Below are 24995 nucleotides of genomic sequence, written 5' to 3' on the forward strand. Positions count from 1 at the left end.
CACAACAGTAGTATGAGCGTAATTAATTCATACACAATTCTAGCATTTATATCACTTTTGTCTTAAATGTGCATGAATCGTAAGACCACCAGTGCAGATAACAGTTCGTCTCGTCGGCCGGTACTTACACAGGCACAACGAGACGAAGAATGTCGCAACGCTCATGCTAGTGGCGCACGATGAGGGCCAGCATGCGGCCTTCGTGTGCTTTGCCGGCAAGCGCGGCACGGCGATGCGAATACCAGAGCGGATTCTCCAGCGTGCACATGCTGCGGCTAATCGCACCGATACGCTCGGCCAATTCGGCAGGACCTTCACCGTCGGTACGGCACAGTTCTGCGAGTTCGGCGTCTTCCTCGAGGTATTCGGTGGCGGCGTGCACGCGCGGCATCGAATCCACCACCTGATGCACGCCGGCGAATGCCAAGTCGATCATTGCCGCTTCGGCGATGTCGATGCCTGCGCCGCCGAAGCGGGTCTGGGTTTTGGTCAGCGGGAATCGCTTGATGAACGTGTCGGCAATCTCATCGCCGACTTCATAGCAGTCGCCGCAGATGCGCGGGCCAAGGGTGGCGATGATGCGGCTCGGGTCGGCGCCTTTGCGCTGCATCAGTTCCACGGTGGCACCGATGACGCCGCGCTCCAGTCCGCGGCGTCCGCAGTGGGCGGCACCGATGATGCCGGTTTCCGGATCGGCCATCAGCACCGGCAGGCAGTCGGCGGCGAACATACCGAGGGCGATGTCCTTGCGGGAGGTCACCTGACCGTCGGCTTCAATGACTGTGCTTGGGGTTGCGCCGTGGGTGCCTGAAGCGTCAAATCCGAAGTCGGCGTTGGACTCGTGACCCGGTTCATCGATGTCGATGGCGATGCCGGAGTGCACTTGGCTCACGAGGGACAGCGGCGCATGTATCGCTTCGGACAGGGCGATGCGATTGGACAGTACGGCTTCCGGATCATCGCCGGATTTGCCGCCGAGATTCAGATGGCCATAGTCGCCGGTGGAGAGGCCGCCGAGGCGCGTGGTGTATACCACGGTGACGCCGGGGGCGAGCGCAATCGGAATGGTTACCGGGATTGGGCGACCATTGCGGTCGGTGGAGCTCATGGCACTGGAGTCAAGGATTTCGTCACTATATTCGGTCATGATCATTCGGCTTTCAACGTGGGTTTCTTAGTACGGGAACGAATGGCTGCATTCACGGGCACCTGATGCGGGCATGGCATCGAGAACACGTGCGCAGGGTTGTTGATGGAGGGAACCGGCAGACCATCTGCATCCCTTAAGCCGCTGTCCGGCACGGTGAACACCAGCGGACGTTCGCCAGGCAGCAGGAATTCGACTTCCTGCCCCGGTTCGATCTTGTTGCGGCTCATCAAGGTCACGCGGCCGCCTTCATCGGCGCTCCAGTTCAGCACTTCGCCGACTACCAGCCATGAGCGGAAGTAGGCGGAGCGGTCGGTGTTCTGCGTCACCTTGTGTTCCGGGTAATAGAAACCGGTGGAATAGTCGCGATGGGCCACCTTGTCGGTCTCCTCAAGCAGCCATTCGGGCAGCTCGACGTGCGGGGCAGGGCGTACCGCCGCATGCTTCCAGTCGCTTTCGATGATTTCCACTGCCGTGTTGGATTTGCGACGGGTGGAGCGGGCGTGGGAGCTCATGCCGTCCGGCTCCGGGGCAGCCTTGGCGGTCGGCGCAGCAGCAATGCGCTCGTAGCCTTCATCAGCAACACCGGCGAACGCCTTGTCCGCGTTGCGCATAATCGCATCCTCGCCGTTCGTCTTGCCGAAGTCCGGGTCACCTGGGCGAATCACCTGATCATGGAAGGGCTTCAGCACCGTGCCATCAGCGGACTCAAAGCCGCGCTGAATCATGTATTCGTTCACCGCGGTCTTATAGGCGTTAGTCATCGCGGCAATGTAATAGGCGCTTTTCGCACGGCCTTCGATTTTGAGGCTGGTGGCACCGGAGTCAATCAGGTCATCCAAGTGACCCAACATGTTCATGTCCTGCGAATTGAACAGGTAGGCGCCATCCTTGGTCTGCTCGATCGGGAAGTACTGGCCAGGGCGCTTCTCCTCCACAATCGAATACTTCCAGCGGCATGGCTGCGCGCATTCGCCATGGTTGCCGTCGCGGCCGGTCAGATAGTTGGAGAACAGGCAGCGGCCGGAGAAGGCCATGCACATCGCACCATGCACGAAGCATTCGATGTCAAGATCGTCCGGGATGTTCGCACGGATGTCGCGCACGGCCTGCAGATCCATCTCGCGAGCCAGTACCACGCGGCGAGCGCCGAGCTCGTAGAACGCGTTGGCGGCCTGATAGTTGGTCACGCCGGCCTGGGTGGAAACGTGCAGTTCCAGGTTCGGCGCCACTTGGCGGGCCATCATCATCACACCGATATCGGAAACGATCAGCGCATCCACACCGGTGTCTTTGAGCTGCCCCACGTATTCGCGCATCGCCTCGATCTCGTTATTGCGCGGCAGCACGTTGCAGGTCACGTACACGCGGGCACCGCGTTCATGCGCGTACCGGGAGCCTTCCTCAAAGTCCTCAAGGCTCAGGTTCTTCGGCGCCGAACGCATGCCGAAAGCCTTGCCGCCGCAGTAGACGGCATCGGCACCATAATCAACCGCAGCCTTCAGACCGCGCAGGTTGCCGGCCGGAGACAATACTTCCGGCTTCTTGCGTGTGGGGATTCTCATCGTCGTATTCATCACGCAATAGTGTAACGACCGCCCTGTAATGTGCTTTAGGCAGCTGCTTTCTGCAGCATTATCCGATTGTTATCGCTCTGACTTGTCGGTAACAATCAGCACTGCACCTATCACGGATACAACGAATGAAAGCAATACCAAATAGTTTCCGGTAATTCGTTCCAACGCAACCACCACAACTAAATTCGCAATCAGCATGATGGTCAGCAACAATCTCAGCTTCCAGTTGTAACGATTGTTGTTCATGATGCCCCTCCACTTGTTCGACAACGCTGTCTGACTTGTCAATTATCGCACAAGAAAATGGCACAGGCAACGGGAGGGGTATCGGTAGGCTGTGTTGCATGAAGATCGATATTGTGAGCGTGTTTCCCGAATACTTCGAGGTGCTGAATCTGAGTCTGATGGGCAAGGCCCAGTCCAAGGGACTGCTGGAGATCACCGCGCATAATCTGCGCGATTGGACGCACGATGTGCATCATTCGGTGGATGATACGCCGGTCGGCGGCGGTGCTGGCATGGTGATGAAGCCTGAAGTGTGGGCAGAATGCCTTGATGAGCTGCTCGATTTACCTGCTCCAAACGAGGACGATTCTCCTAATGATGTGGCTGCGGAAGACAATGATTCCAGTGTCGCCGCTCCAGTACTGATTTTCCCTAACCCGTCCGCTCCCCTGTTCACTCAGCGCGATGCCACTGAGCTGAGCCATGCGGAACATCTGCTGTTCGGCTGCGGCCGCTATGAGGGCTACGATTCGCGCATCCCTGACTATTACCGCGCGCAAGGCATTGATGTGCGCGAATATTCCATTGGTGATTATGTATTGAACGGCGGCGAAGTGGCGGTGTCGGTGATGCTTGAGGCCATCACTCGCCTGATGCCTGGATTCATGGGCAACCCGGATTCGATTGTGGAGGAATCCTACACCGGCGAGGGCGCGCTGCTGGAGCATCGCCAGTACACGAAGCCGGCGGTATGGCGCGGCATCTCGGTGCCCGAAGTACTGCTTTCCGGCGATCACGGCAAGGTTGACCGTTTCCGCCGCGATGAGGCGCTGACCCGCACCAACGAAATACGGCCGGACCTTATCGAAGCCCTGGATTGCAAGGCGCTGGATAAGGCCGACCGTAAAACGTTGATGGCGTTGGGCTGGGAGGTTTCCGCCGCCCATCCGCGGCGTCTGAGTTAACTGGCCAACTGCTACTTACAGTCGTTCGGCAAGCCAGTCCAATACCAGACCGACTGCGCGATCGCTACGGAAACCGTAGGCGGCATGGCTGGCGTTGCCGAGCTTGTAGAAGGTCACATCCTTACCCAACGCCTTCATCGTGGCGTACAGGCGACAGCTCTGATTGAACGGCACCAGCAAATCGCGACCACCATGCATGATCAGGGTCGGCGGCGTCGCGCGATCAGCATCGAGATAGCTCATCGGCGATGCGTTGCGGCTCAGCTCCGGGTGCTCCAGCACATTCACGCCACCGATCTCCATGCCTTCCGGGCATTCGGCGGGCGCGTGGTTCTGCGAGCTCGGATAGTAGTTCATCATCGCGAAGTCGGTGGGACCATACCAGTCCACAATGCACTTCACTTCGGCGCTCACGGGCTGATACTCCGGCGTATCCGGCGCAGTATCCCCGGTGAAACCGGCCATCAGCACCGTATGGCCGCCTGCGGAGTCGCCGAACAAGCCGATGCGGTTCGGATCGATGCCAAGCCGCTCGGCGTTGGCGCGCACATAACGCACCGCGGTCTTGCAATCCTGCATCTGGGCCGGGAACGGCGCGACATCGCTCGGACGGTATTCGGGAACGACCACCACGTACCCCTTTTCCGCCAAACGGATGTACAGGCTGTTGAAGCTGGACGGATTCGGCTTGTGGAATGCGGCACCGCGCATGTACACGATGACCGGCCAGCCAGCTTGGGGCCTGCCGTCCGGCATATTGCCATCGTCGTGGAACGGCGTGTAGATGTCCACGTTGAGCGGCAGTTCGGTGCCGTCGCCGAGCGTACGGGTCACATAGGTTTCCTGGGTGATGTACGTGGAGTAGAGGAAATCATCGGTATCGAGGTCATCGATGACGATGCAGCCTTCCGGCACTTCCTCGGTGCGAGGGAACTGTGCCACTTGGCTGGGTGGTGTCGGGATGGGGGCTAGTGGATGGGCGGCAGGCGGCGCAACCTGGGATTCAATGTCAATAACAGTCATCATGGTTCTTCTTTACGATAAACGCTGGTTCGAGTTTCAGAGTCGATTCTTCAGCCAATCGAACACGATGTTCAATGCGGCGTCGCTGCGGAATCCGTAGCAGGCGTGGCAGGAATTATCGAGCTTGTAGAAGGTCACATCCTTGCCGAGTGCCTTCATCGTGGCGTATAGGCGACAGCTCTGGTTGAACGGCACCAACTGATCACGACCTCCGTGCATGATCAGTGTCGGCGGCGTTGCGCGATCGGCAGTCAAATAGGTCATTGGCGAGGCCGCCTTGTTGAGATCCGGATGCTCCAGCACATCCACACCGCCAAGTTCCACACCTTCCGGGCATTCAGACACGTGATGGTTCTGCGAGCTGGGGTAATGGTTCATCATGGCAAAGTCGGTCGGGCCATACCAGTCCACAATGCACTTCACTTCGGCACTCACCGGCTGATATTCCGGCGTATCCGGCGCAGTATCGCCAGTGAAACCGGCCATCAGCACCGTATGGCCGCCGGAGGAGTCGCCCCAGAGTGCCACGCGATCCTTGTTGGCGTGGTAGCGTTCGGCGTTGGCGCGGATGAAACGCACCGCGGTTTTGCAATCCTGCATCTGGGCTGGGAACGGGGCATCATCGCTGGCACGGTATTTGACGGCGGCCACCACAAAGCCCTTTTCGGCGATACGCACGTAGTAGTTGAGGTAGTCGAGCACGTTCTGCTCGTGGAACGCCGAACCGCGCACGAACACGATGACCGGCCAGCCGCCTTCTGGAATCTCGCCCTCCGGCATGTTATCCACGCCCGGCGTGAACACCCACAGCGGCAGGTCGACGGAGGAACCGTCCGCAAGCTGGCGCGTCACATACGTGACCTGTTCCATATCCACCGGGTAGCCGAAGGAATCCTCGGTGGGCTCGTCGAGTACGATGCAACCTTCCGGGACTTCGTCGGTGTGTGGGAAATGCTTAGTTTCGGGGATCGGGGTAGGAATCGGTTCGAGCGGTTGCGGGGAGGGCGGCGCAATCATTGAGGAGATGTCAGGGGTTGCGGATTCATTGGTTGGGCAGTTCATTGTGCACTTCCTTGAAGCTTCATTGCTGAGGTTTGCTTGGTTATTGTTGAGTATGAATTGAATGGGTTGGTAGTCAGTGGTATGGCAGTGGCGGCCATAACGACCGCCACTGGGAGGGAATTCAACGGTGAGGCATTGCTGCCACAAGTGTTGATTTGACTGCGAATCCGCCAGCCGAGACTACTGGGCTGCTTCGGCGGAAACCTCTGCAGCTGGCTTCTTCTTGTCGAAGGCGTTGAAAACGAGCACCATCACAATGCAGATGATCATCATGACGCCGGCTTCGTTCAACGACTTCCATGTGCTGGTCAGACCGGTGATGGCACCGAGTGCGGCGAATGCGTAGGTGGGCAGGAAGGAGCCGACCGAGTTGCCGAAGAAGGCGTAGGCGGTGGCCTGTGCGGAGATGGTTGGATCGGTGTGCTCGTTGACTAGGAAGTTCACGTACGGCATGAACCAGCAGAAGCCAACGCCGAAGAGCGCACCTGCCACATACCAAGCGCCCAGGGAGGCGGTGTTGGCCCACAGGAACAGGCCTGCCGCTTCCATGGCGATGGCGATGATGCCGATGAACATGCCGGCGAAGCGCTTGGCGAAGCCAAACAGGAAGCCGCCGATGAAGGAGGAGATGGAGACGACGGTCATAACGGTGGCGGCCTGCACTGCGGTGATGACACCGGTTTCCTCAGCGGCCAGGGACAGGTTCACGGTGTAGAAGCCGTAGCCGGTGGCGAACACGATCTGCAGAATCATGCCGAAGTAGGCGCCGAACGGCATCTTGGTGCGCTTCGGCTTGGCGGCTGCGCTGGCCTCTTCGCTCTTGTGGACCTTGCCGATCTCGTTCACGCTGTTCGGCACGAACACGAGCACGATGAAGAACACGAGCAGGGCGATGAAGTAGACGAAGTAGAAGTAATGCCAGTCGAAGGTCATGATGCCGGCGATGGCGGAGGAGAAGATGGTGGCGCCCAAGCCCACCATGGCGGACTGGATGCCCATCATCGTGTCGGCTTCGCGGCCCTTGAAGCAGTCGACGATCAGGGAGGCGGACAGCGGCTGAATCAGGCCGACGCCGAAGCCGCAGATTACGCGCAGCACTATCTTAAAGGCGAGCGACGGCACGAACATCGGCAGGAAGCCGCCGGCGAAGCACAGCAGGGTGCCCAACAGACACAGGTTCTTCTTACCGACCTTATTGGCCAGGAAGCCACCGATCAGGGTGGCGATGATGCCGCCGATCACCGGCACATTCACGAATGATTGCAGCTCCATGGTGGATGCGTTCGGGAAGTCCTGCTTCAGGCTGGAGACCACGGCCATGGTCACCGAGACGCTGCACAGCAGCAGGGACAATGACAGGATCGCGCTTTTCAGCAAGGTTCGCGCACCACCGCTTTGCGGCAATGCGGCCACGGCATCAGCAGTGCCAGTGGTTACGGGTTCGTTGCTCATGATCAAGCTCCTTTGCTTTCGACTGATTTGCCTCGTTTGCAAATGTGTCTTCAGCATACGGAACTCATCAGGTGCCGACTGGTCAAAAAATTGACCCTAATCCGTCAGATTGTGACGTGTTCTGTCAGTTTCTCCTCGCCTGCATCAGGCGTTACTCTCAGGCGTTGCCGCTACCGCGATAATGTTTGCGGAACACTGCCGGAGTCATACCGAATCTTGCGGCGAAAGCGCGAGCCAGCGAGCGCGGATGGGAGAATCCGTTGCGCTCGGCAATCTGTGCGATGGTGTAGTCGCCGTTCAGCAAATCGTCCACCGATGATTGCAAGCGGATTTCCGTCAGGTACTGATCCGGTGTCACGCCGGCGCTGCGTTTGAACATGCGGGAGAAGTATTCGCGCGAGTATCCGAAATGCTGCGCGATCTGCGCAATGCTCACCTCGCTGGCGAAGTGCGTACTCATATAGTCGGTGATGTTCTGGATCTCCCCCAATGCAGATGCGGTCTGCTGAGAAGAATTATCCAGCGTCCATTCCTTATCGAGATGATTCAGGATGGTGAACAATAACGCGTTCATGCAGATCAGCTGCATATCCGATTCGCTGAATACGCAGTCGATCATGCGCTCGCATAAGTCCACCAATTCGTCGGCCGTGCGTTCGCAGCCGCGCCCCAGTGGCACGCCTTGCATGAGGTGCCGGTTCGATAGGCTTGCATTCAACCGGGAAAGGTACTCGCCATCGAAGGTGATGGAAAGGCAGCATTGGCCGTCGTCGTACGGCTCGGGATGGATGGAATGCAGGCTTTTCGGGCTCATCAGGCATATCTGCCCATCATCGATGGTGGTGTCCTCGCCATCGATGAATACATGCACCCGACCATGCCGGGAGTAGATGAGCTCACTGCCCAGATGCCAATGCAGGGGCACATCCTGTGCCGGCATTTCCGTATGTACGCGCACGATGGCCGGGCAGATGGGTGAGCATCCCCAGGATTCATGGTGGTCATCGTCGATGGCTGCGTCATAGTTGAGGTCGTGATCGACGTGGAACATGCGCTGCAAGGCTTCGGGCGTGAACATGGTGTCACTCGCCTTGTTCGGTGGCGGGTTCGATGTAGAAGACGGCAGTTTCACCGTAGTTGCGTCGCTCGGTGATTTCCCAGCCTTTGGGTGCGGTGGGATCATCCGAGCGAATCGACCGTTCGAGCATAATCACCGTATGTTCATTGGTGGCGCTTCCTGCCGCCAGATCGGCGAGCAGCTGATTGCAAGCCGCTGTTTCGTAGGCATATGGCGGATCGATGAATATCACATCGAATGGCTCTCCGAAGCCGCCGGCCACGGCTTCGGCTTTCTTGACCAGCACGCGAGCGCGCAAATCGGCGCTCCACGAACGATTCTTCTTGAGGTCGGCCAATGTTTTGGTAATCAACGCGGCCGCCGCTCGTGAGCTTTCCACAGCCACCAGATCACGGGCGCCTCGGCTCATCGCTTCGATGCCGAGCGCGCCGGTGCCAGCGAACAGGTCCAGCACGCGGGCATCATCCAACACTCCCCATGAGTCCAGATGGGAGAAGATGGCTTCCTTGGTGCGGTCGGTGGTGGGCCGGGTACCGGTTTTCGGGGTGGCGAGTGCCATGCCTTTGAATCGTCCTGAAATTACGCGCATGGCCACCAGCTTAGCCGTTGCTTGCAACTACTCCTGATCGTCCTGAACGTAGATGGCCTGCGTGATTTCCTCGCGCAGCTTCACGAATTCCGGCATGGCACGCACCTTCTCCATATTGTCCGGATCATCGGGGTCACGTGGGAGGGTGATCGGAATGTCCATTTTCACGGTTCCCGGATGTGCGCTCATCACAATCACGCGGGTGGCGAGGAAAATGGCCTCGTCCACGCTGTGGGTGATGAAGAACACCGTGCTGTGGCGTTCGCGCCAGATGCGCAGCAGCTCGTTCTGCAGCTTTTCTCGGGTCAACGCATCCAATGCGCCATAGGGTTCATCCATCAGAATCACGTCCGGTTCGGTGGCGAGTACGCGGGCGATCTGCGCACGCTGTTGCATACCTCCGGAAAGCTCATAGGGCCGGCGTTCGGCGGCGGAGGTCAATCCCACCAAATCGAGGAAGTGGTCGGCTCGTTCTTTGCGCTCACCAGCCGGCACGCCTTGCATTTTCATGCCGAATTCCACGTTCTTGCGCACGGTGAGCCATGGGTAGAGCGGCGGCTTCTGGAATACCACGCCTCGCTTCGGGCTTGGCCCATCGATAGCCACGCCGCCGGAGACCAGTTCGCCGTCGGATGGCTTCTCAAAACCGGCCAGCATGTTGAGCAGCGTGGTTTTGCCACAGCCGGAGCGGCCGACCACGCAGATGAAATCATGCTTGTTGATAGTCAGATTGATATCGTGCAGTGCGGTCACCTGATCGCCCTGCTGGGTGACGAAGCGCTTGTTGACGCCGCGGATGTCCACGGCCACGCCGTTGTCATCCATCGTCTTCTTTTCGGTGAGCTCACCCCAGGTGAGTGCGTTGTCGTTCGCCATGATACGTCCTTTCTTACTGCATCTGTTCCGCTACTGCTTGGCCACGTGATCGATGGCATCGGTGTAGAGCACACTGGAGTAGTCGGCGCTTACCTTGTCCAAGCTGCCTTGGGTTTTCAGGAATTCGGCGGTGTCCTTGAAGATGCCGGGCAGCTGACCGTGGAAGATGTCGCTCTGGTCCTTGGCTTGCGGGTAGGTGTAGCCCTTGAACTGCTTCTTCACATCCGCCACTGAGTTGCCCAGGATTGTGGAGATGGATTCCGCGGAATCGTTCGTCTTGCTGGAGATCAGTCCGGCCGCGTAATTCTCCACGGCGGTCCAGGTTTCCATGACTTTCGGGTTGGCGGTGATGAACGCGTCCGTGGCGAGTTCCATATCGTAGGTGGCGGAGCCGGTTTTGGCGGTGGCCGCACTGGAGGTCACGATAGTGCCGCCGTCCGCCTTCAACGTGCTCAGGACCGGATCCCATACCCAAGCCGCATCGATTTCGCCTCGCGTCCAAGCGGCGGACATTTTGTCCGGATCGAGGTTGATGAGGTTCACGCTGGTCTCATTCATACCGGCATTGTGCAGGGCGGAGAGCAGCGAGAAGTGTGAGGTGGAGCCGAACGGTACGGCGATGTTCTTGCCGGCGAGATCCTTGATGGATTTGTAGTTGCCGCCGCGGGCCACCAGCGATTCCGCATCGCCGATGATGTCGTGAATCCAAATCACTTTGACCGGCAGATTCAGCGGGGCGGATGCCGCGCGCACGGCTGGCGAGGATCCGGCTAGGCCGATGTCCAGCGAGTTCGAGCCGAACGCCTGAATCACGTCGCCACCGGAGTTGAACTGGCTCCACTGGATGGTGGCGTTTGGCAGGCATGCTTCCAACAGTCCTTTATCTTTGACAATCAGATCCGCGTTCGGAATGGCCTGCCAGGCGATGCGGATGGTGCCTTTGAAGTCCTCGTTCTTGGCTGATGGTACTGGGCAGTCGGTTACGGCTGCGCCTGACGTGTTGCCGACCAGTTCGTCGGCGGTGGGCATTTTGCCGCAGCCGGCGAGGCTGGCCAGCACCGTGGCCGATACCAGCAATGCGCCAATCTTACGGACTGTTTCACGGCTTGTTTCACGCATGTTCGATTCCTCTCTAACGACGTACAACGTTGATGTCGCGTATCCCATATGACTTCCTCTCAGTCGGCTTTGCCGGCAGCTCCCCCTAACCAAGGGAGCCGAGAGAAGTCGTCATTACAACTGCACCTATTCCTTGCCGACCCACGGAGTCACCAAATGGGTGATGCCGAGAATCAGCCAGTCGAGTAGCAGTGCCGCGATGCCGATCACGAAGATGCAGGCGATGGTCAGTGGAGTGTTGAGCTCGGTGCCGGAGAGATAGGCGAGCGCGCCGATGCCCGGAATGCCGTTGTTGAGCTCGGCTGCCACCACGGTGGTCCATGCGAAGCCGACCGCCAGTCGGATGCCGTTCATAATGGAAGGCAAAGCGCTCGGGAAGACGACGAACAGGAACGCCTTTGGACGGGAAGCGCCCAACGATAGCGCGGAGTTCACACGATCACGGTTCACACCGTTGATGCCATCGACGGTGGCGAGCACAATCGGTGGGAATGCGGCAAGGAACAGCAGCCAGATCTTGGTGGTGTCGCCAATGCCGAACCAGACAATCAAGAGGCCAATGTAGCCCAGCGGCGGCAGTGCGCGAATGAAGTTGATGTACGGCAGGATGATGCGGTTCAGCCAACTGATTTCCGCGAGGATGAAGCCGACCAGCACGCCGACCACAATGCCCAGCGCCATGCCGATGCCGATACGTTCCAAAGACACTACGAGATGCTGCCAGAGGAAGTACTGCTGTTCACCGCAGACGATGCGTGAGGAACCAGCTGATGCCGGACGGCAGCTGTTCGCCTCGATGAACGCATCCCAGACGGCTTTCGGACCGGGCAGATACAGTGAGTTGATGAGCCCCGCTGAGGTGACGGCCCACCATACGGCGATGAGCAGCACCAGTGAGATAATCGGCTGGATTTTCTTCGACTTCATCCAGGCCGGCATCGGCTTGCGCTTGGCGGTAGCCTCACCCTCCACAATCGATGTGCCGGCCACTGCGGTTCCCGCCACGACCGGCGTATCCGGATTCGGTGTTGTCGCTTCACTCATATCTCTCTCCTTAGTGTTCACATTCGTTCACGAACCTTGCCGGCGGCATTACTGTTCGATACGCGTCGACGCCTCAGCCTGTGGATCGCGAATCGCGATTCCGGTACGGGCGGACAGTTCACGTGCACGTTCGAGCTCATGGAAGTCAGGCCATTCGATGGTGCTGCCTTCCGGTGTAGTGCCGGTCGGGGTGATGCCCTCGTACTTGACGAGCAGGCGAGCTTCTTCGCCGGTGATGCCCTTGCGCTTGACGCGCAGCACCTCCACGTTGTAGAGCACACGGTCACGGCTCAACGGGTAGATAATCACCAGGCACACAAAGGTAAGCAGGAAGAACACGCCGGGCACCAGGGTCGCCACATTGTAGAGCGCGGTCTTGGTAGCCGCCGATTGCACTGCCGTGGCACCGGATTGGTAGCCGACCCAGTCGAGCGACAGGCCGGCCAGCTCACCGGCCACCGCCTGACCGATCTTGCGGGCGAACGAGTAGCAGGAGAAGCAGGTGGCTTCCTCACGGGTGTCACGCGTAACTTCGAGATCGTCGATCACATCGGTGATCATGGCCCAAATCACCAAGTTGAAGCCCATCAGCGCGAAATACATGAACACCGCGCCAACGAGGAACACGATGCCGCTGCGGGTTTGCATCACGAACAGCAGCAGCATGGAGACGGCACCGAGCGCCGAGGCGAACGAGCAGATGGTCTTGCGTCCGAAGCGTCGGGTCAGAGGCTTGACGAACGGCACCACCAGGAACATCACCGCCGTGCCGAGCAGTCCGGAGATGGAGGCGAGCGCCGCCGAACCGAACACATCGGTGTACACGTAGGTCATCAGCTGGTTGCTGAACAGCTGCGCCACCAGCAGACACAGGGCGGCGGCCACGATGCCCAGCATCGAACGGGAGGAGAACGCGTTGGCAATCATGTGGACCGGCGAGCGCTTCTCGCCTTCCTTGGCATTCTGATCAGGGTCGGGATGCACGCGTTCGGTCACGTTGAAGTAGCAGATCACATAGCCGATGAACGCGGCGATGGATACCACGGCCGCCACGATGGCGAAGATATGCGTGCCGTCGCCGCCACGAATCACCTGATGGCCGTCTACCTTCTGGTAGATCACAATCGGTGCCACAATGCCGAGAATCAGACCGCCGATGGTGCCGCCCATGCTGCGCATCGTGGACAGGCTGGTGCGGTCGTCGGCGTCGGCGGAAATCGTGGAGGCCAGGGAACCGAACGGGATGTTGACGCAGGAGTAGAAGAAGCACCACACCACGTAGGTTATGGACATGTAGACGATCTTGACCCACATGGCGGCGTTGATCGCGAACGTCTGGTACATGAGGAATGAGAGGATCACGAGCGGCGCGGTGAAACGCATCATGGTCACACGGAATTTGCCGCCCGGATGGTCTTTGGAGCGGTCCACCACCACGCCGACGGTCACGTCCATCACCGCGTCGAGCACGCGTGCCAGCAGGAACAACGTGCCGACGATGGTACCGGGAATGCCCATGACCTTGGTATAGAAGATCATGAACCAGGTGCCGGCGAACACGAACATGAAGTCCGTGCCGAAGTCGCCGCACATGTATCCGATTTTGTCTCGCCAGCCGAATGGCCTGACGACAGCAGTACTACTGCCATCCGCCGATGCTGACTTGGTGTTGTGTGTTGTTGCCATGATGTTACCTCTCTGTTCCTTCGCCGCGAACGCGTATCATTCGCGCGCGGCAATCACGCTGTCCAAACCGTGGTTCCTTCCTTGATGGTTTCGAGTACCTTGAGTTCGCGGATGCGGGCCGCAGCTTCGGCCTTGTCCGCCGACGCGGCCAGCGGGTCCGCGTCAAGAATGGTCAGGTCGGCGAGTTTGCCGGCTTCCAAAGTGCCCTTGCGCGCTTCCTCGCCGTACTGGTAGGCCGCGTTGCGCGTGATAGCGCTGAATGCCTCCCATGCGCCGACGCATTGTGCCTGATCGAGCTGTACGCCGTGCTTGGTGACGCGGGTCATCGCGCACCATGCGGCGAAGATGAGATCCGGCGGCACGATGGGCGAATCGGTGTGGAAAGTGAAGGGAAGATGGTAGTCCAGCGCATCGTGCACTGCGGAAATGCGGGATGCGCGCGCGAATCCCAGGTTCTTGATGTGTGCGTCGCCCCAGAACCAGCAGTGGGAGACGAATATCGAGGGAATCATGTGCACGGCTGCCATGCGCGCGTATTGATCGTTGCGAGTGAGTTGGCAGTGGACCATCACCGGCCGCAGATCGAACTTGTCGGGTTTGCTGCTGGCACGGTAGGCGGCGGTGTATTGGGTGAGGAATTGTTCGCTGGCGGCATCGCCGTTGCAATGTGCCATGACCTTCCACCCGCGTTCGAGCGCATGGTCGAGGAATGCGCGCATGGCCTCGTCGCTGAGGATGCCCGCACCTCGGTAGCCGGCCGGCTCGTTGGCTTTGGCGGATGCCGGCAGCGGCTCGTAGGGCTCGGACAGCCAAGCGCCGCGCGCCTGTGGGGAGCCATCCACGAACAGTTTCACGCCGCCGAAACGCAGATGATTCAGATACTGGATGCCTTCGCTGGTGCCGCCGCTGGCATAGGAGCCAACGGATTCGAATACGGCATCCAAATCCTGGCCCATCATGGGGTAGCAGGTCAGGTCGAGCTTCAGCTGATGGGCTTCGGCAAGCTTGACGAATCGTTCGGCGTATCCGGGTGCCGTGGCACCGTCCTGGCAGGTGGTAATGCCATGGGATGCGTAATCGTTCTGGATGGCATCGGCCAAGTCTTCGACGCCTTGGCTTGGCATAACCGCCGGATGCATCAGAATCGGCATGATTGCAGGCGTTTCGGCGAAGTAGCCGTTGAGTTTGCCCTCCGCATCCTTGCCGTACACGCCACCAGTTGGCGCTTCGGCATCCAGGTCGAGACCAATGAGCTTCAACAGTGCGGTGTTGACGATGATTACATGCCCGGAAACATGGGAGATGACCGTTGGCACATCGCCGAGCATGGTATCGAGTACGTGGCGGTCGGGGTGCACGCCTTCAGCCAGCTCGTTTTGGTCATAATTGAAGCCGTGCAGCACACCGCCTGTGGGCAGTGGATGCGCAGCCAGAAAAGTCTTGAGTCGGGTGCCGATTTCGGCAAAATCGGCGCAGCCGGCCAGGTCGGCGTCCGTCAGACGCTGACCCATGCCGGCGAAATGCGAATGGGAGTCGATGAAGCCCGGCATCAGACAGGCTCCGGCAAGGTCGCGCTCCTGAGGAACACGACCACCCACAGTGATCATGGACTGTGCGCGATTGCGGGCTTCATCAAGGCTTCCCACGAAGGCGATGCGGCCGCGGTCATCCGTGAGCAGTGCCTGAGCAGTTGCATCGGGCGCAGTCATGGTGCGGATTGTGCCGCCAGTGTAGATTGTTGCCATCATCGTCTCCTTGCGTGTTGGTTGTAGATGCCGCTTGCCGGTTCCGCGGCAATCAGTCGGTGGCGGCGAGGTGCTCGTACATGTCCTGAAGCATCTCGTCGGTGATTTCGACTGGGTTGTTGTACAGGTTCGGATGGCGGCTGATGCGCACCAGGTCGGCGATCTGCTCGGCGCTCAGGTTGAGGTCCTTCAACCCGGTGCGCAAGCCCACCTTGACCTTGAGCTCGTGGATGGCATCGGCCATCGCATCGACGTCTTCAAAACCAATAGCGCGGGCGAACTCCTGCACGCGGCCATGCTGGGCGTCCTTATTGATGCGGGCAAACCAGTCAAGGGTCAAGCCGCAGGCCTCGCCGTGCGGGATGCCGTGAATGTTGGTCAGCGGGAAGGAGCAGGCATGCGAGGATGTGGTCTTCGGAAGCGTGAATGCAAGTCCTGCGATCACCGACGCTTCGCACATCTTCTGGCGGGCTTCCGCATTGTTCGGCTCGGCCACGGCAATGGGCAGGTACTTGAAGACCAAGGGTGCCGCGTGGATGGCGCAAGCGTCGCAGATGGGCTGATGGCCCTTGCTCCAGTAGCCTTCAATCGCCTGGCTCAGCACATCCATGCCGGTTGACGCGGTGACGTGCGGCGGCACCGAGTAGGTGAGCTCCGGGTCGATGATGGCCACGGAGGGGAAGAAGCCATCGGAGACGATGGGCGCTTTCTTGCCGAGTGCACGGTTGGTCAGCACGGAGACGCAGGTGACTTCGGAACCGGTTCCTGCGGTGGTAGGCACGGCGATGATGGGCAGATGCTCCTGCGGCATGGCTTTGCCGGTGCCGTGGTATTCGGCGATGGAATCGTTCGTCAGGGCGATGCTGGCCGCCGACTTGGCGAGATCCATCGCGCTGCCGCCGCCCATGGCCACTACGAACTTCAGATGCTTGTCACGAATCAGGGCCGCGGCCTTGTCGACTTCGGTCACATCCGGGTTCGGCGAGAAGTCGGAGAAAATCTCGCTGATGGCGCCCTCGGAGTCCTTGACGATTTTTTCGGCGGTGCCGTTCTTGGCGAAGAGATGTTCGGAGACGAGCAGGCCGCCTTCGGTTAGACCCATTGATGCGGCCACATCTTTGATTTCACGGACGCGGCCATTGCCGAAGCGAATAGCCACCGGCTGTTGATAATCCCAAAGCATGATTGTCCTTTTCCGTAATCAATCAATCGCAGAAGTTTTCGTCGACCCAGGTCAGGACTTCGTCCACCTTGGGCAGTTCGGCCTTGAGTTCGTCGGCGGTGATGGTCAGTGGCGGGCAGATGTTCACGTTGGTTTCACGGCCGAAGGTCAGGAAGCCCTTGTCCTTCAAGGCGCCCATGATCTTGCCCATCACCGGGTTGGCGGTGTGGTACGGGCTCATCAGCTCGCGGGTTTCCTTGTTCTTCACGATGGTCATGGCGGAGAAGAGGCCGATGCAGCGGGATTCGCCCACGCACTTGTGCTTGGCTGCCATCTCCTCGAGGAACGGCTTCAGGATGCCTTCCATCTCCTTGACGTGACCGGCGATATCGTGCTCGACGTAGTAGTTCACGGCGGCGACGCCTGCGGCGCAGGCCAGCGTGTGGCCGGAGTAGGTCAGGCCGCACTGCAACACGTGGTCGGTGAAGTAGTCGGAGATCTGCTTGGAGACCACCACGCCGCCCAGCGGCACGTAGCCGCAGGTGACGCCCTTGGCGAAGGTGAAGATATCGGGCTTGATGTCGAAGTTCTGCCAGGCGAACATCTTGCCGGTGCGGCACCAGCCGGCCATGACCTCGTCGCAAATCATCAGGATGCCGTACTTGTCGCACAGGGCGCGCACGCCTTCCATGTAACCCTTCGGCGGCAGGATCACGCCGTTGGCGCCGACGATGGATTCCATCAGGATGGCGGCCACATCGTTCGGGTTCTCGTAAATGAGCTGGTCTTCGAGACGCTTCAGGTACAGGGCGGTGACCTTCTCGTCATCCTCACCACGGGTGAAGCCATCCTCGTACATGTTCGGGTTCATGAAGTGCACGAAGCTTGGGGCCGCACCGCCGGCTTCGGATGCGAAGCGACGCCAATCGCCGGAAGCGAAGGAAGCGCCCAGGGTGGAGCCGTGGTAGGAGCGGTAGCAGCTGAAGATCTTCTGACGGCCGGTCACCATGCGGGCCATCTTGATGGCGTTCTCGTTGGAGTCGGCGCCGCCGTTGGTGAAGAACACGCGCTGGTAGAAGTCGTTGCCGGCCAGGTCGACGATCATCTTGGCGAGCTTGGACTTCGGTTCGGATGCATAGGCCGGTGCCATGAAGCACATCTTGCTGGCCTGATCCTTGATGGCATCCACAATCTCCGGCAGTTCATGACCAAGGTTGGAACACACCAAGAGGGACGACATGTCAGCGTACTTGTTGCCGTCGTAATCGTAGACGTAGATGCCCTTGGCGGACTTGACCGGCATCACCGGCTCGCCCTGCTTGTGCCAGGACTGCATCACATACTCACGGTGCAGCTCGGCTACTTCTTCGCCGGTCAGTTCCTTGGTTGCCAGTGATTCGCTCATCGTCTCATCCTTTCGTGGGGCTGTAATAAGCCGAATGGACGAGACCATATGAGAGAAAGAAATGTGCACGATACACAATCGAAACATTTGGTTCCGCATGCCATCCGTTCGGCGACTGCATGAAATCCTTGTGGATTCCGTGATTGCTTTGCAGTCTACGAGCGAACACGCTGCCGTTCCATATTGCAGAACCTAAAGATGATTGTGCTCCAGCACAATCATGCCTAGCAGTCGAGAATCTCGCGCACCTGCAGCCCTACCGAAAGAAACTCGCGCGTACGAAAATCGGACAGGCTCACGCCCAAAATATCCTCAATCTTGTTGAGCTTGTAGCTCACGGTGTTGCGATGCACAAACATGCTGGCCGCGGTCTCCTTGACCGAACCGGAGAACTGGAAGTAGGCGTGCAGTGTTTCGGTCAGATCCGTACCGTTCACGCGATCGTATTCCACGAGCGGACCGATGCTGTCGTGATAGTAGTCCTCGAGAATCGCCTTATCGGAGACGGCAAGCAGCAGCTTGTCGATGCCGGAATTGTCGTACAGCGCTACCTCGCCCACGCGTCCGCGCAAATGCTGCAATCGTTCGAGTTTCAGCGCCTGATTGTAGCTTTTGCCGATACATCGGGCGGATTTGGTGACTTTGCCGACGCCGATATAGGTGTGTTCCAGCATCACACCGCGCCCGCGTATAGCAGCGATGGTCTCACGCACCATCATCTCCACCTGTTCAGCCGTGTACCGGGCGAACACCAGCACCAGTCGCTCTTCGATATGCGCCACGGCCACGCGCCACTGGCGTGATGTGATCAACGACTCAGCTTCATGTGAGTATTTGGCGATACGCGCGGCATCATGACCGCCATGTTCCTCATCCGCACAGGCGCTGAACACGGTTACGCAATAGTTCCAATCCTTGCCGAAGCCGGACTGTTCCAAGTATTCGAGGTACATCTCCTCGCGATCGGGGTGGAAGATGGCGTTTTCCAGTGCGGCGGCCAGCTCCATGCTGTGCTTCTCGCTCATGGTGATGGCCAGCGAGAAGCTGTGCATGATCTGCGCCATGTGCACGCTCCAAGGCACTTTGAACAGTGGGAAGTCATGCTCATCGCAGAATCGGATGGTTTCCGGACTGATCTGATGGATGAACGGGCCGATATTCACCACCACACCTGTGGCACCGGAAGCATGGGCACTTTTGACCAACGAATACAGATCTTCCTGCGTTTCCAAGCCAATGCCAGTGGTGAATACGATTTCCTGACCTTCCAGGAAGCTGGCGATCTCCTCGTTTTCCACCATGTGCACCCAGCTCACCGGCTGGTCGAGCCCACCTTTGCCGGCCACCAGCACCATGTTTTTATCGGCGGCTTGTTCCACCAATTCCTTCAATCGGACGGTCATAGCATCTCCTCCCCGTCACAGCACAATCGAGGCACCGGAAATCACCAGCAGTACATAGGTGAGCTTTAGGAACGCCTGCTGGCTGACATGCCGTTGCAAGCGATTGCCAATGCAAATCGCCACAATCAGCGGCGGAATCGACACCGAGGTGAGCACCAGCGCATGTGGTGTCATCACACCGGCAACACCCTGCTGCACGGCCAGCACCGAGTTCAGCGCCACCCATACACAGGCCATCGTGGCCCGAAACTCGTCTTTGTCGGTGAGCCGAACGGCCGCGTAAATCACCAGTAACGCACCGCCGGAGATAAACATACCGTGGATTACTCCAGCAGCGAGCACAATCATGATGAGCAGCCATCGCGGTGGCTCGCTGTGCGAAGGCCAGATCAGGTTCTTCAGCGCGATCACAATGATGAACACGCCGTAGGCTTTCTGCAGCGGCGCCAACGGCAGCACAGCGTACAGCGCCACACCCACCGCCATACCGATGGCCATCAATCCCACCATTTCGCCGAGAATACGCCAGCGGATATGTGCGCGATGCTGCACACCAAGCCATAGGCATGCCAGCAAGGTGGTGAGATTCAACACCACTTTGGCGGTATCGGTACCGAGCAGCAGCATTGAAAACGGCATGGCGAGCACGGTGCCCGCAAATCCGGTGATCGCCTGAATCACGTTCGCCGCGAACAGCACGACCACAAACAACACATCGCGCACGCTCTCGCCCATGGGCCCTCCTTGTAGACTGACTGGCCCACACCGTAGCGAGTTCGCGTAAACTGGCACGTTACGGTCTCAGCTGGAGGTCAGGAAGGTTTCATTACCCCGCGTGAAGTCGAGCACGGCACCGGCCAGCTGTACTTCGTCCGTGAGTTCGGGATCTACTGCGAGCAACTGTTCCGCACGAGCGCGAGCATCGGCAATCATGTCCGCGTCCTTGACCACGCGCAACAGTTTCAAGCTGGATTTACCGCCCGACTGCGCGTCGCCCAGCACATCGCCGGCACCACGGAATTCCAAGTCAGCTTGGGCGATTTCAGCACCGTCGAGCGAATTATGGATGACTTCAAGACGCTGCTCGGCAATCGAGCCGGGTTCGGCGCGGGAGATCAGGAACGCCCACGAATTCGTGCCGCCTCGACCCACGCGCCCGCGCAACTGATGCAGCTGGGAGAGGCCGTATCGGTCAGCGTCGAAAATCACGATGCAGCTGGCCTGTTTCACGTCCACGCCAACCTCGATCACCGTAGTGGACACCAGTACCGGCGTCTTGCCGGCTGCGAAGTCGGCCATGACCTGCGTTTTCACGTCATCCTTATCGCGACCGGTCAGCGTGGCGAATTGGATGCCGGCGAACTGCGGCAGTTTCTGTAGTCTCCCGGCTATCTCCTCCACCGAGTGCAATGGCGGACGCGCTTCGGCCTCGCCATTGTCGTCGTAGGTTTCGTAAGGATTATCAATGCCGACGGTGTCGTCATCGCCGCGCTTGCGTTTGCCTGCAGCTGCCGCCGCCTCAGCATCGTCATCAATGCGCGGGCAGACGATGTACGCCCGCTCCCCCGCGTCGATGCGTGCGCGAATGTGCTGGAACATACGCACCATCGTGGGCGCGTCGGCTTCGTTCACCACCACGGTGCGAATCGGCTTGCGACCGCCCGGCAGTTCGGTGAGCCATGAAATATCAAGATCACCGAACCACGTCATGGCAGCGGTTCGCGGAATCGGGGTGGCGGTCATGACCAGCAGGTGCGGCGTGGTGCCGTCATCGGTTTTGGCGTTGAGGCTTTCACGTTGTTCCACGCCGAACCGATGCTGCTCATCGATCACCACCAACGCCAGATGCGGAGCTTGGAAGGTTTTGGAGAATGCGGCGTGCGTGGCCACGATGATGCCTGGCTCGCCACTGGCTGCCGCAGCGAGCGCTTTGCGGCGTGCGGCGAGTTTCATGCCGCCGGTCAAGAGTGTGACCGGCACATGTGGAGTGAGATCGGCCACCATTGCACCAATGGTTTCGGCATGTTGTTCGGCCAGCACCTGGGTCGGGGCCACAAGCACGGCCTGATAGCCGGCACCAACGGCTTGCAGCATAGCGGCGAGCGCCACCACGGTTTTGCCGGAGCCGACTTCGCCTTGTAGCAGACGCTGCATCGGCCAGTCGCGGGCAAGATCCGTGGCGATATCGTCGATCACGTGCTGTTGCCCGGCGGTAAGACTGAATGGCAGCGAAGCGATGAACTGGTCACGCAGATGGTGCGCGCTGCTGCTTGCATGGTCACTGGTGTTGCCAGTTGGCAACGGGCAGGGGTGGGCTGCGGATGTGTGCGCGTGAGAACGGGCTTTCAGGAGTGAAACCTGTGCGATGAATGCCTCTTCATATCGCAGGGTTTCGATGGCTTCGTTGAAGCGCGCCCGCGAATCGGGGTCATGGATGGCAAGAAACGCTTCAGCTCGGTGCATCAGACCTTTGGCAGTACGAATCCGCTCAGGCAGAATATCGGGAATCGTTTGGGCGAGTACGCCGACTGCTGATTGAGTCTCCCCCGGCTGCACTGCGATGCTGTCGGTAGACGGCGGCACCAGCATGGCTGCTCCTGCGATTCCGGAAGCTTCCGGTGATGTTGAGGTACGCGCACCCATCATCCACAGTAGGTCCACTATCGTCTCGTGAATATGCTCGGATGAGATGCGCGAACTGGCATGGTAAATCGGACGCGGACGGGTGACGCGCACGAGTGCCTCGTCAATGGAATCAGCATCATACTTGAGCTTGGCACCGACTGGCTGCGATGCAGCAGCCTGCGCGGGAGGCGCAACGGTCAGGAAATCCGGATGCGTGAATTGCAGTTGGCCCATGTATTCGCTCGGTGTGCCGGACACCACTAACACCGGACTGGACTTGAGCCGCATGCTCACCCAGTCAATATAGTTTTTGCGACCGCCGAAGAACGTGAGCTGCGCCGTGCCACCCGGCAGGTTGCGGGTTCGGGCGAAATCGGCATCATCCACCGTGGCAATCACGCGCAGCATGCGGCCGGGCACCACGCGCACATCGCGCACCGTGGCTACGAATGCCATCTGCTGGCCAAGTTGTGCTTGACGGATGGTGGTCAGCGGCACCGGATCGGTGACGCGGAAAGGATAGTAGGTCAGCGCCTCACCCACTGTGGTGACGCCCAACGATTTGAGCGCGGACACACGTCGCTTATTGGTAATCAGCGATCCCAGTGCGGTGCTCAACGTAATGCTCATAGCTGCCTATTCTATAAAAAATAAAACCCGCTCAGCCGAAGCTAAGCGGGTTTTATGTACGCTAATACGCGACTCACGCGGCCACACGCTGAACCTTGCCAGCCTTGAGGCATTTGCCGCACACGCGCAGGCGAACGTTCTCGCCATCAATCGTGGTGCGCACAGGCTGCAGGTTCGGGCGGAAGCTACGCTTGATACGACGGTGCGAATGGGAAACGGTGTAACCGGTCTGCGGTCCCTTGCCGCACACTGCGCAACGAGCTGCCATGATGGACTCCCTTAAACCTTGATGTTTCAAGTCTTTCACGTACTCAGCCGCCGGTTTTGCCCGACATGCCGAACACACAACTTCACAAATATATAGCCCAATACCGACAACCGCAACCCTTGCGTGTATCATGCCGCGGCACCGTCGACTTGAGCACTGTGGGCGAGTCTAGCGGAAGGCCTTGAAATTCGATACAACTCGCCGCCGCGTCTATTGACCGTTCCAGCAAACTCCCATATAACATCGATATATAAGAGACCTAAGGGAGCGAAGGGGCTCTCCCGCGGCACATGCGGTGGGCGATACGAGGCGAGTCATCATGGCTCCACTTCCGCCCAAGCCACAGTCGCGGCAAACCGGCAAGCGAAGGAGGCTGTCATGTTGGATCTCAGACGAGGAATCGGCACGCATCAACCCAGTGTGATTTCACTCGGCCAGGTGTGGGTAGACATCATGATGAACGTGGATTCGGTGCCACCACAGGGCGGATTCGCCGTGGCGGATCACCCCAAGCCTTCCATCGGCGGCAGCTATCGCGTGCTCGAAGCGGTAAGCCGCATGGGCGTGGATGCCGAGCATGCCGGCGTTCTCGGCAACGGCCTATGGGCCAACTTCATCCGGCAATCGTTCCAAGATAACGGCATTACGCATATCGGTCAGGATCGATTGGACGAAGACTCAGGCTTCCGCGTGGTGCTGAATTCAGGCGACCCGAAGAAAACATTCATCGCCTCCTATGGCGCAGAAGCGCACGGCGACACCAACACTTTTATCATGTTGGAACCGCAAAACCATGACGTGGTGCATATCAGCGGCAATACGCTGATGGATCATACGGCGGCTGGCGTCGATGAATTCCTGCTGCGTGCCGGCACCGATCCGGCCAAGCGTGACTACGCGCTGGTGATCAACCCCACCAATACGCTGCGTCTGGTCAATGACCATATGCTTGAGGATCTGGTGCTCGCTCGCCCGATCTGGTCGTGCAACCGTCAGGAAGCCATGACCCTGGCCGAGCGACTGGGTGCACCGATCGACGACAGTAAGGTGACCATCGGCGGCGGCCTCGATGACTTCATGCATCAGCTCTGTGATGGGCTCGGTGCCACATTGCGCGCTCCATTGGTAGTGCGCGTGGGCTCCTTGGGCGCTTGGGTGCGCGAACCGGGCGGCGAAACGATGCATATCCCAGGCTTCCCCACCAAGGCCGTGCATACGCGTTCCGCAGGCGGATGCCATACCGGCGTGATGTGCGCGATGCTGGCCGAGGGCCGGGGCCTGCCCGAAGCGGTCAAGATTGCGAACGCCGCCACGTCCATCGCCATCTCCCGCAGCCGCAACGGCATTCCGCAGTGCCCGGACTACGACGAGGCACTGGCGCTACTCAAGAGCTGATGCAGTAACCCAGCGCAGCAATCCAGCGCAATAATCACATGCAATAGGCCGGTTTGGCGGCGATGATTCACAGCATCGCCACCACACCGGCCTATCAATGTTTCAGCTCGGCAGTATGAATTAATTACTGCAGGCAGGCTTCGATATTGTTGCCATCCGGGTCATGAATGAACGCGGCGTAATACGTCGGCCCATAGTTCGGGCGAGGACCAGGCTGGCCGTTATCTGTGCCGCCAGCAGCCAGACCGGCCGCATGGAACGCTTTAATCGCATCCTCATCGGCGGCGCGGAAGGCCAGATGGGTGGGCACCACCGGGTTGCCATCCTTCGGAGATTCCAGCCAAACGCTGTCTCCGTCCTTTTCGTTGGCGAAGCACACGGCACCCGGGAAATCATGCTTCTTCACATATCCCAGCGGAGCCAGCAACTGCTCATAGAACGCAGCACGCTCGTTGGCATCCTTCACAAACAATCCAACATGATCAATCATGACAGCCTCCTTAAGTCCGACTGACTGAC

Annotated in this window: 22 protein-coding genes; 2 read left to right on the top strand and 20 right to left on the bottom strand. The window is 59.2% G+C overall.

Annotated features, from left to right (window positions below; translation table 11 throughout):
* Positions 1-166: 166 nt before the first annotated feature.
* The 3 genes from JS530_RS00220 to JS530_RS00230 form a co-directional block, all read right to left on the bottom strand.
* Positions 167-1147: a purine nucleoside phosphorylase YfiH/LACC1 family protein gene (locus JS530_RS00220; RefSeq protein ID WP_214375290.1), complete on the bottom strand. Its 981-nt coding sequence runs from the start codon at positions 1145-1147 to the stop codon at positions 167-169.
* Positions 1148-1149: 2 nt separating this feature from the next.
* Complete coding sequence (locus tag JS530_RS00225; RefSeq protein WP_214375291.1) at positions 1150-2712, bottom strand: peptidase U32 family protein; 1563 nt, start codon at positions 2710-2712, stop codon at positions 1150-1152.
* Positions 2713-2793: 81 nt separating this feature from the next.
* Complete coding sequence (locus JS530_RS00230; protein ID WP_214375292.1) at positions 2794-2970, bottom strand: hypothetical protein; 177 nt, start codon at positions 2968-2970, stop codon at positions 2794-2796.
* A gap of 98 nt (positions 2971-3068) precedes the next feature.
* Here JS530_RS00230 and trmD point away from each other — a divergent pair, with 98 nt between their 5' ends.
* Positions 3069-3914, top strand: a complete 846-nt coding sequence (gene trmD / locus JS530_RS00235) for a tRNA (guanosine(37)-N1)-methyltransferase TrmD (RefSeq protein WP_214375293.1) — start codon at positions 3069-3071, stop codon at positions 3912-3914.
* Between the two features lie 15 nt (positions 3915-3929).
* Here the strand turns inward: trmD and JS530_RS00240 are convergent, their stop codons facing one another.
* From JS530_RS00240 to rpmB, 16 genes are all read right to left on the bottom strand, one after another.
* Positions 3930-4940 carry an alpha/beta hydrolase gene (locus JS530_RS00240; protein WP_240541007.1) on the bottom strand — a complete coding sequence of 337 codons (1011 nt, stop codon included), beginning with the start codon at positions 4938-4940 and terminating at the stop codon, positions 3930-3932.
* A gap of 33 nt (positions 4941-4973) precedes the next feature.
* Positions 4974-5999 carry an alpha/beta hydrolase gene (locus JS530_RS00245; RefSeq protein ID WP_214375294.1) on the bottom strand — a complete coding sequence of 342 codons (1026 nt, stop codon included), beginning with the start codon at positions 5997-5999 and terminating at the stop codon, positions 4974-4976.
* Between the two features lie 180 nt (positions 6000-6179).
* A complete protein-coding gene (locus JS530_RS00250) occupies positions 6180-7451 on the bottom strand; it encodes an MFS transporter (protein WP_240541008.1) in 1272 nt (423 codons plus the stop codon).
* A 157-nt stretch (positions 7452-7608) separates the two neighbouring features.
* A complete protein-coding gene (locus tag JS530_RS00255; protein WP_240541009.1) occupies positions 7609-8529 on the bottom strand; it encodes an AraC family transcriptional regulator in 921 nt (306 codons plus the stop codon).
* A 4-nt stretch (positions 8530-8533) separates the two neighbouring features.
* Positions 8534-9118 carry a 16S rRNA (guanine(966)-N(2))-methyltransferase RsmD gene (gene rsmD / locus JS530_RS00260; RefSeq protein ID WP_214375606.1) on the bottom strand — a complete coding sequence of 195 codons (585 nt, stop codon included), beginning with the start codon at positions 9116-9118 and terminating at the stop codon, positions 8534-8536.
* A 27-nt stretch (positions 9119-9145) separates the two neighbouring features.
* On the bottom strand, positions 9146-9994 hold the full coding sequence (locus JS530_RS00265) for an ABC transporter ATP-binding protein (RefSeq protein WP_214375296.1): 849 nt from the start codon (positions 9992-9994) through the stop codon (positions 9146-9148).
* A 30-nt stretch (positions 9995-10024) separates the two neighbouring features.
* Positions 10025-11113: a taurine ABC transporter substrate-binding protein gene (locus tag JS530_RS00270; RefSeq protein WP_214375297.1), complete on the bottom strand. Its 1089-nt coding sequence runs from the start codon at positions 11111-11113 to the stop codon at positions 10025-10027.
* A gap of 126 nt (positions 11114-11239) precedes the next feature.
* Positions 11240-12157, bottom strand: a complete 918-nt coding sequence (locus tag JS530_RS00275; protein ID WP_214375298.1) for an ABC transporter permease — start codon at positions 12155-12157, stop codon at positions 11240-11242.
* 48 nt (positions 12158-12205) lie between these two features.
* The gene (locus JS530_RS00280; RefSeq protein ID WP_214375299.1) at positions 12206-13843 is read right to left on the bottom strand and encodes an MFS transporter; all 1638 of its coding nucleotides are present in this window, start codon (positions 13841-13843) and stop codon (positions 12206-12208) included.
* A gap of 53 nt (positions 13844-13896) precedes the next feature.
* Positions 13897-15591, bottom strand: a complete 1695-nt coding sequence (locus JS530_RS00285; RefSeq protein WP_214375300.1) for an amidohydrolase — start codon at positions 15589-15591, stop codon at positions 13897-13899.
* Positions 15592-15640: 49 nt separating this feature from the next.
* Complete coding sequence (locus tag JS530_RS00290) at positions 15641-16771, bottom strand: iron-containing alcohol dehydrogenase family protein (protein WP_214375301.1); 1131 nt, start codon at positions 16769-16771, stop codon at positions 15641-15643.
* Between the two features lie 22 nt (positions 16772-16793).
* The gene (locus JS530_RS00295; protein ID WP_214375302.1) at positions 16794-18155 is read right to left on the bottom strand and encodes an aminotransferase class III-fold pyridoxal phosphate-dependent enzyme; all 1362 of its coding nucleotides are present in this window, start codon (positions 18153-18155) and stop codon (positions 16794-16796) included.
* A gap of 224 nt (positions 18156-18379) precedes the next feature.
* Positions 18380-19558, bottom strand: coding sequence for a PucR family transcriptional regulator (locus JS530_RS00300; protein ID WP_214375303.1), 1179 nt, complete (start codon positions 19556-19558; stop codon positions 18380-18382).
* 15 nt (positions 19559-19573) lie between these two features.
* Positions 19574-20293, bottom strand: coding sequence for a sulfite exporter TauE/SafE family protein (locus JS530_RS00305; RefSeq protein WP_214375304.1), 720 nt, complete (start codon positions 20291-20293; stop codon positions 19574-19576).
* Between the two features lie 66 nt (positions 20294-20359).
* Positions 20360-22813: an ATP-dependent DNA helicase RecG gene (locus tag JS530_RS00310; protein ID WP_214375305.1), complete on the bottom strand. Its 2454-nt coding sequence runs from the start codon at positions 22811-22813 to the stop codon at positions 20360-20362.
* Between the two features lie 73 nt (positions 22814-22886).
* Positions 22887-23081 (bottom strand): 50S ribosomal protein L28, encoded by a 195-nt coding sequence (rpmB, locus tag JS530_RS00315; protein ID WP_214375306.1) that lies wholly within the window; start codon positions 23079-23081, stop codon positions 22887-22889.
* 378 nt (positions 23082-23459) lie between these two features.
* On the opposite strand from rpmB, the gene JS530_RS00320 reads away from it, so the two are divergent.
* Positions 23460-24476 carry a PfkB family carbohydrate kinase gene (locus JS530_RS00320; RefSeq protein ID WP_214375307.1) on the top strand — a complete coding sequence of 339 codons (1017 nt, stop codon included), beginning with the start codon at positions 23460-23462 and terminating at the stop codon, positions 24474-24476.
* A 124-nt stretch (positions 24477-24600) separates the two neighbouring features.
* Here JS530_RS00320 and JS530_RS00325 read toward each other — a convergent pair whose 3' ends face one another.
* Positions 24601-24966 carry a VOC family protein gene (locus tag JS530_RS00325; protein ID WP_100493400.1) on the bottom strand — a complete coding sequence of 122 codons (366 nt, stop codon included), beginning with the start codon at positions 24964-24966 and terminating at the stop codon, positions 24601-24603.
* Positions 24967-24995 lie beyond the last annotated feature (29 nt).

The sequence above is a fragment of the Bifidobacterium colobi genome (genome assembly GCF_018555455.1).
GTDB lineage: Bacteria > Actinomycetota > Actinomycetes > Actinomycetales > Bifidobacteriaceae > Bifidobacterium > Bifidobacterium colobi.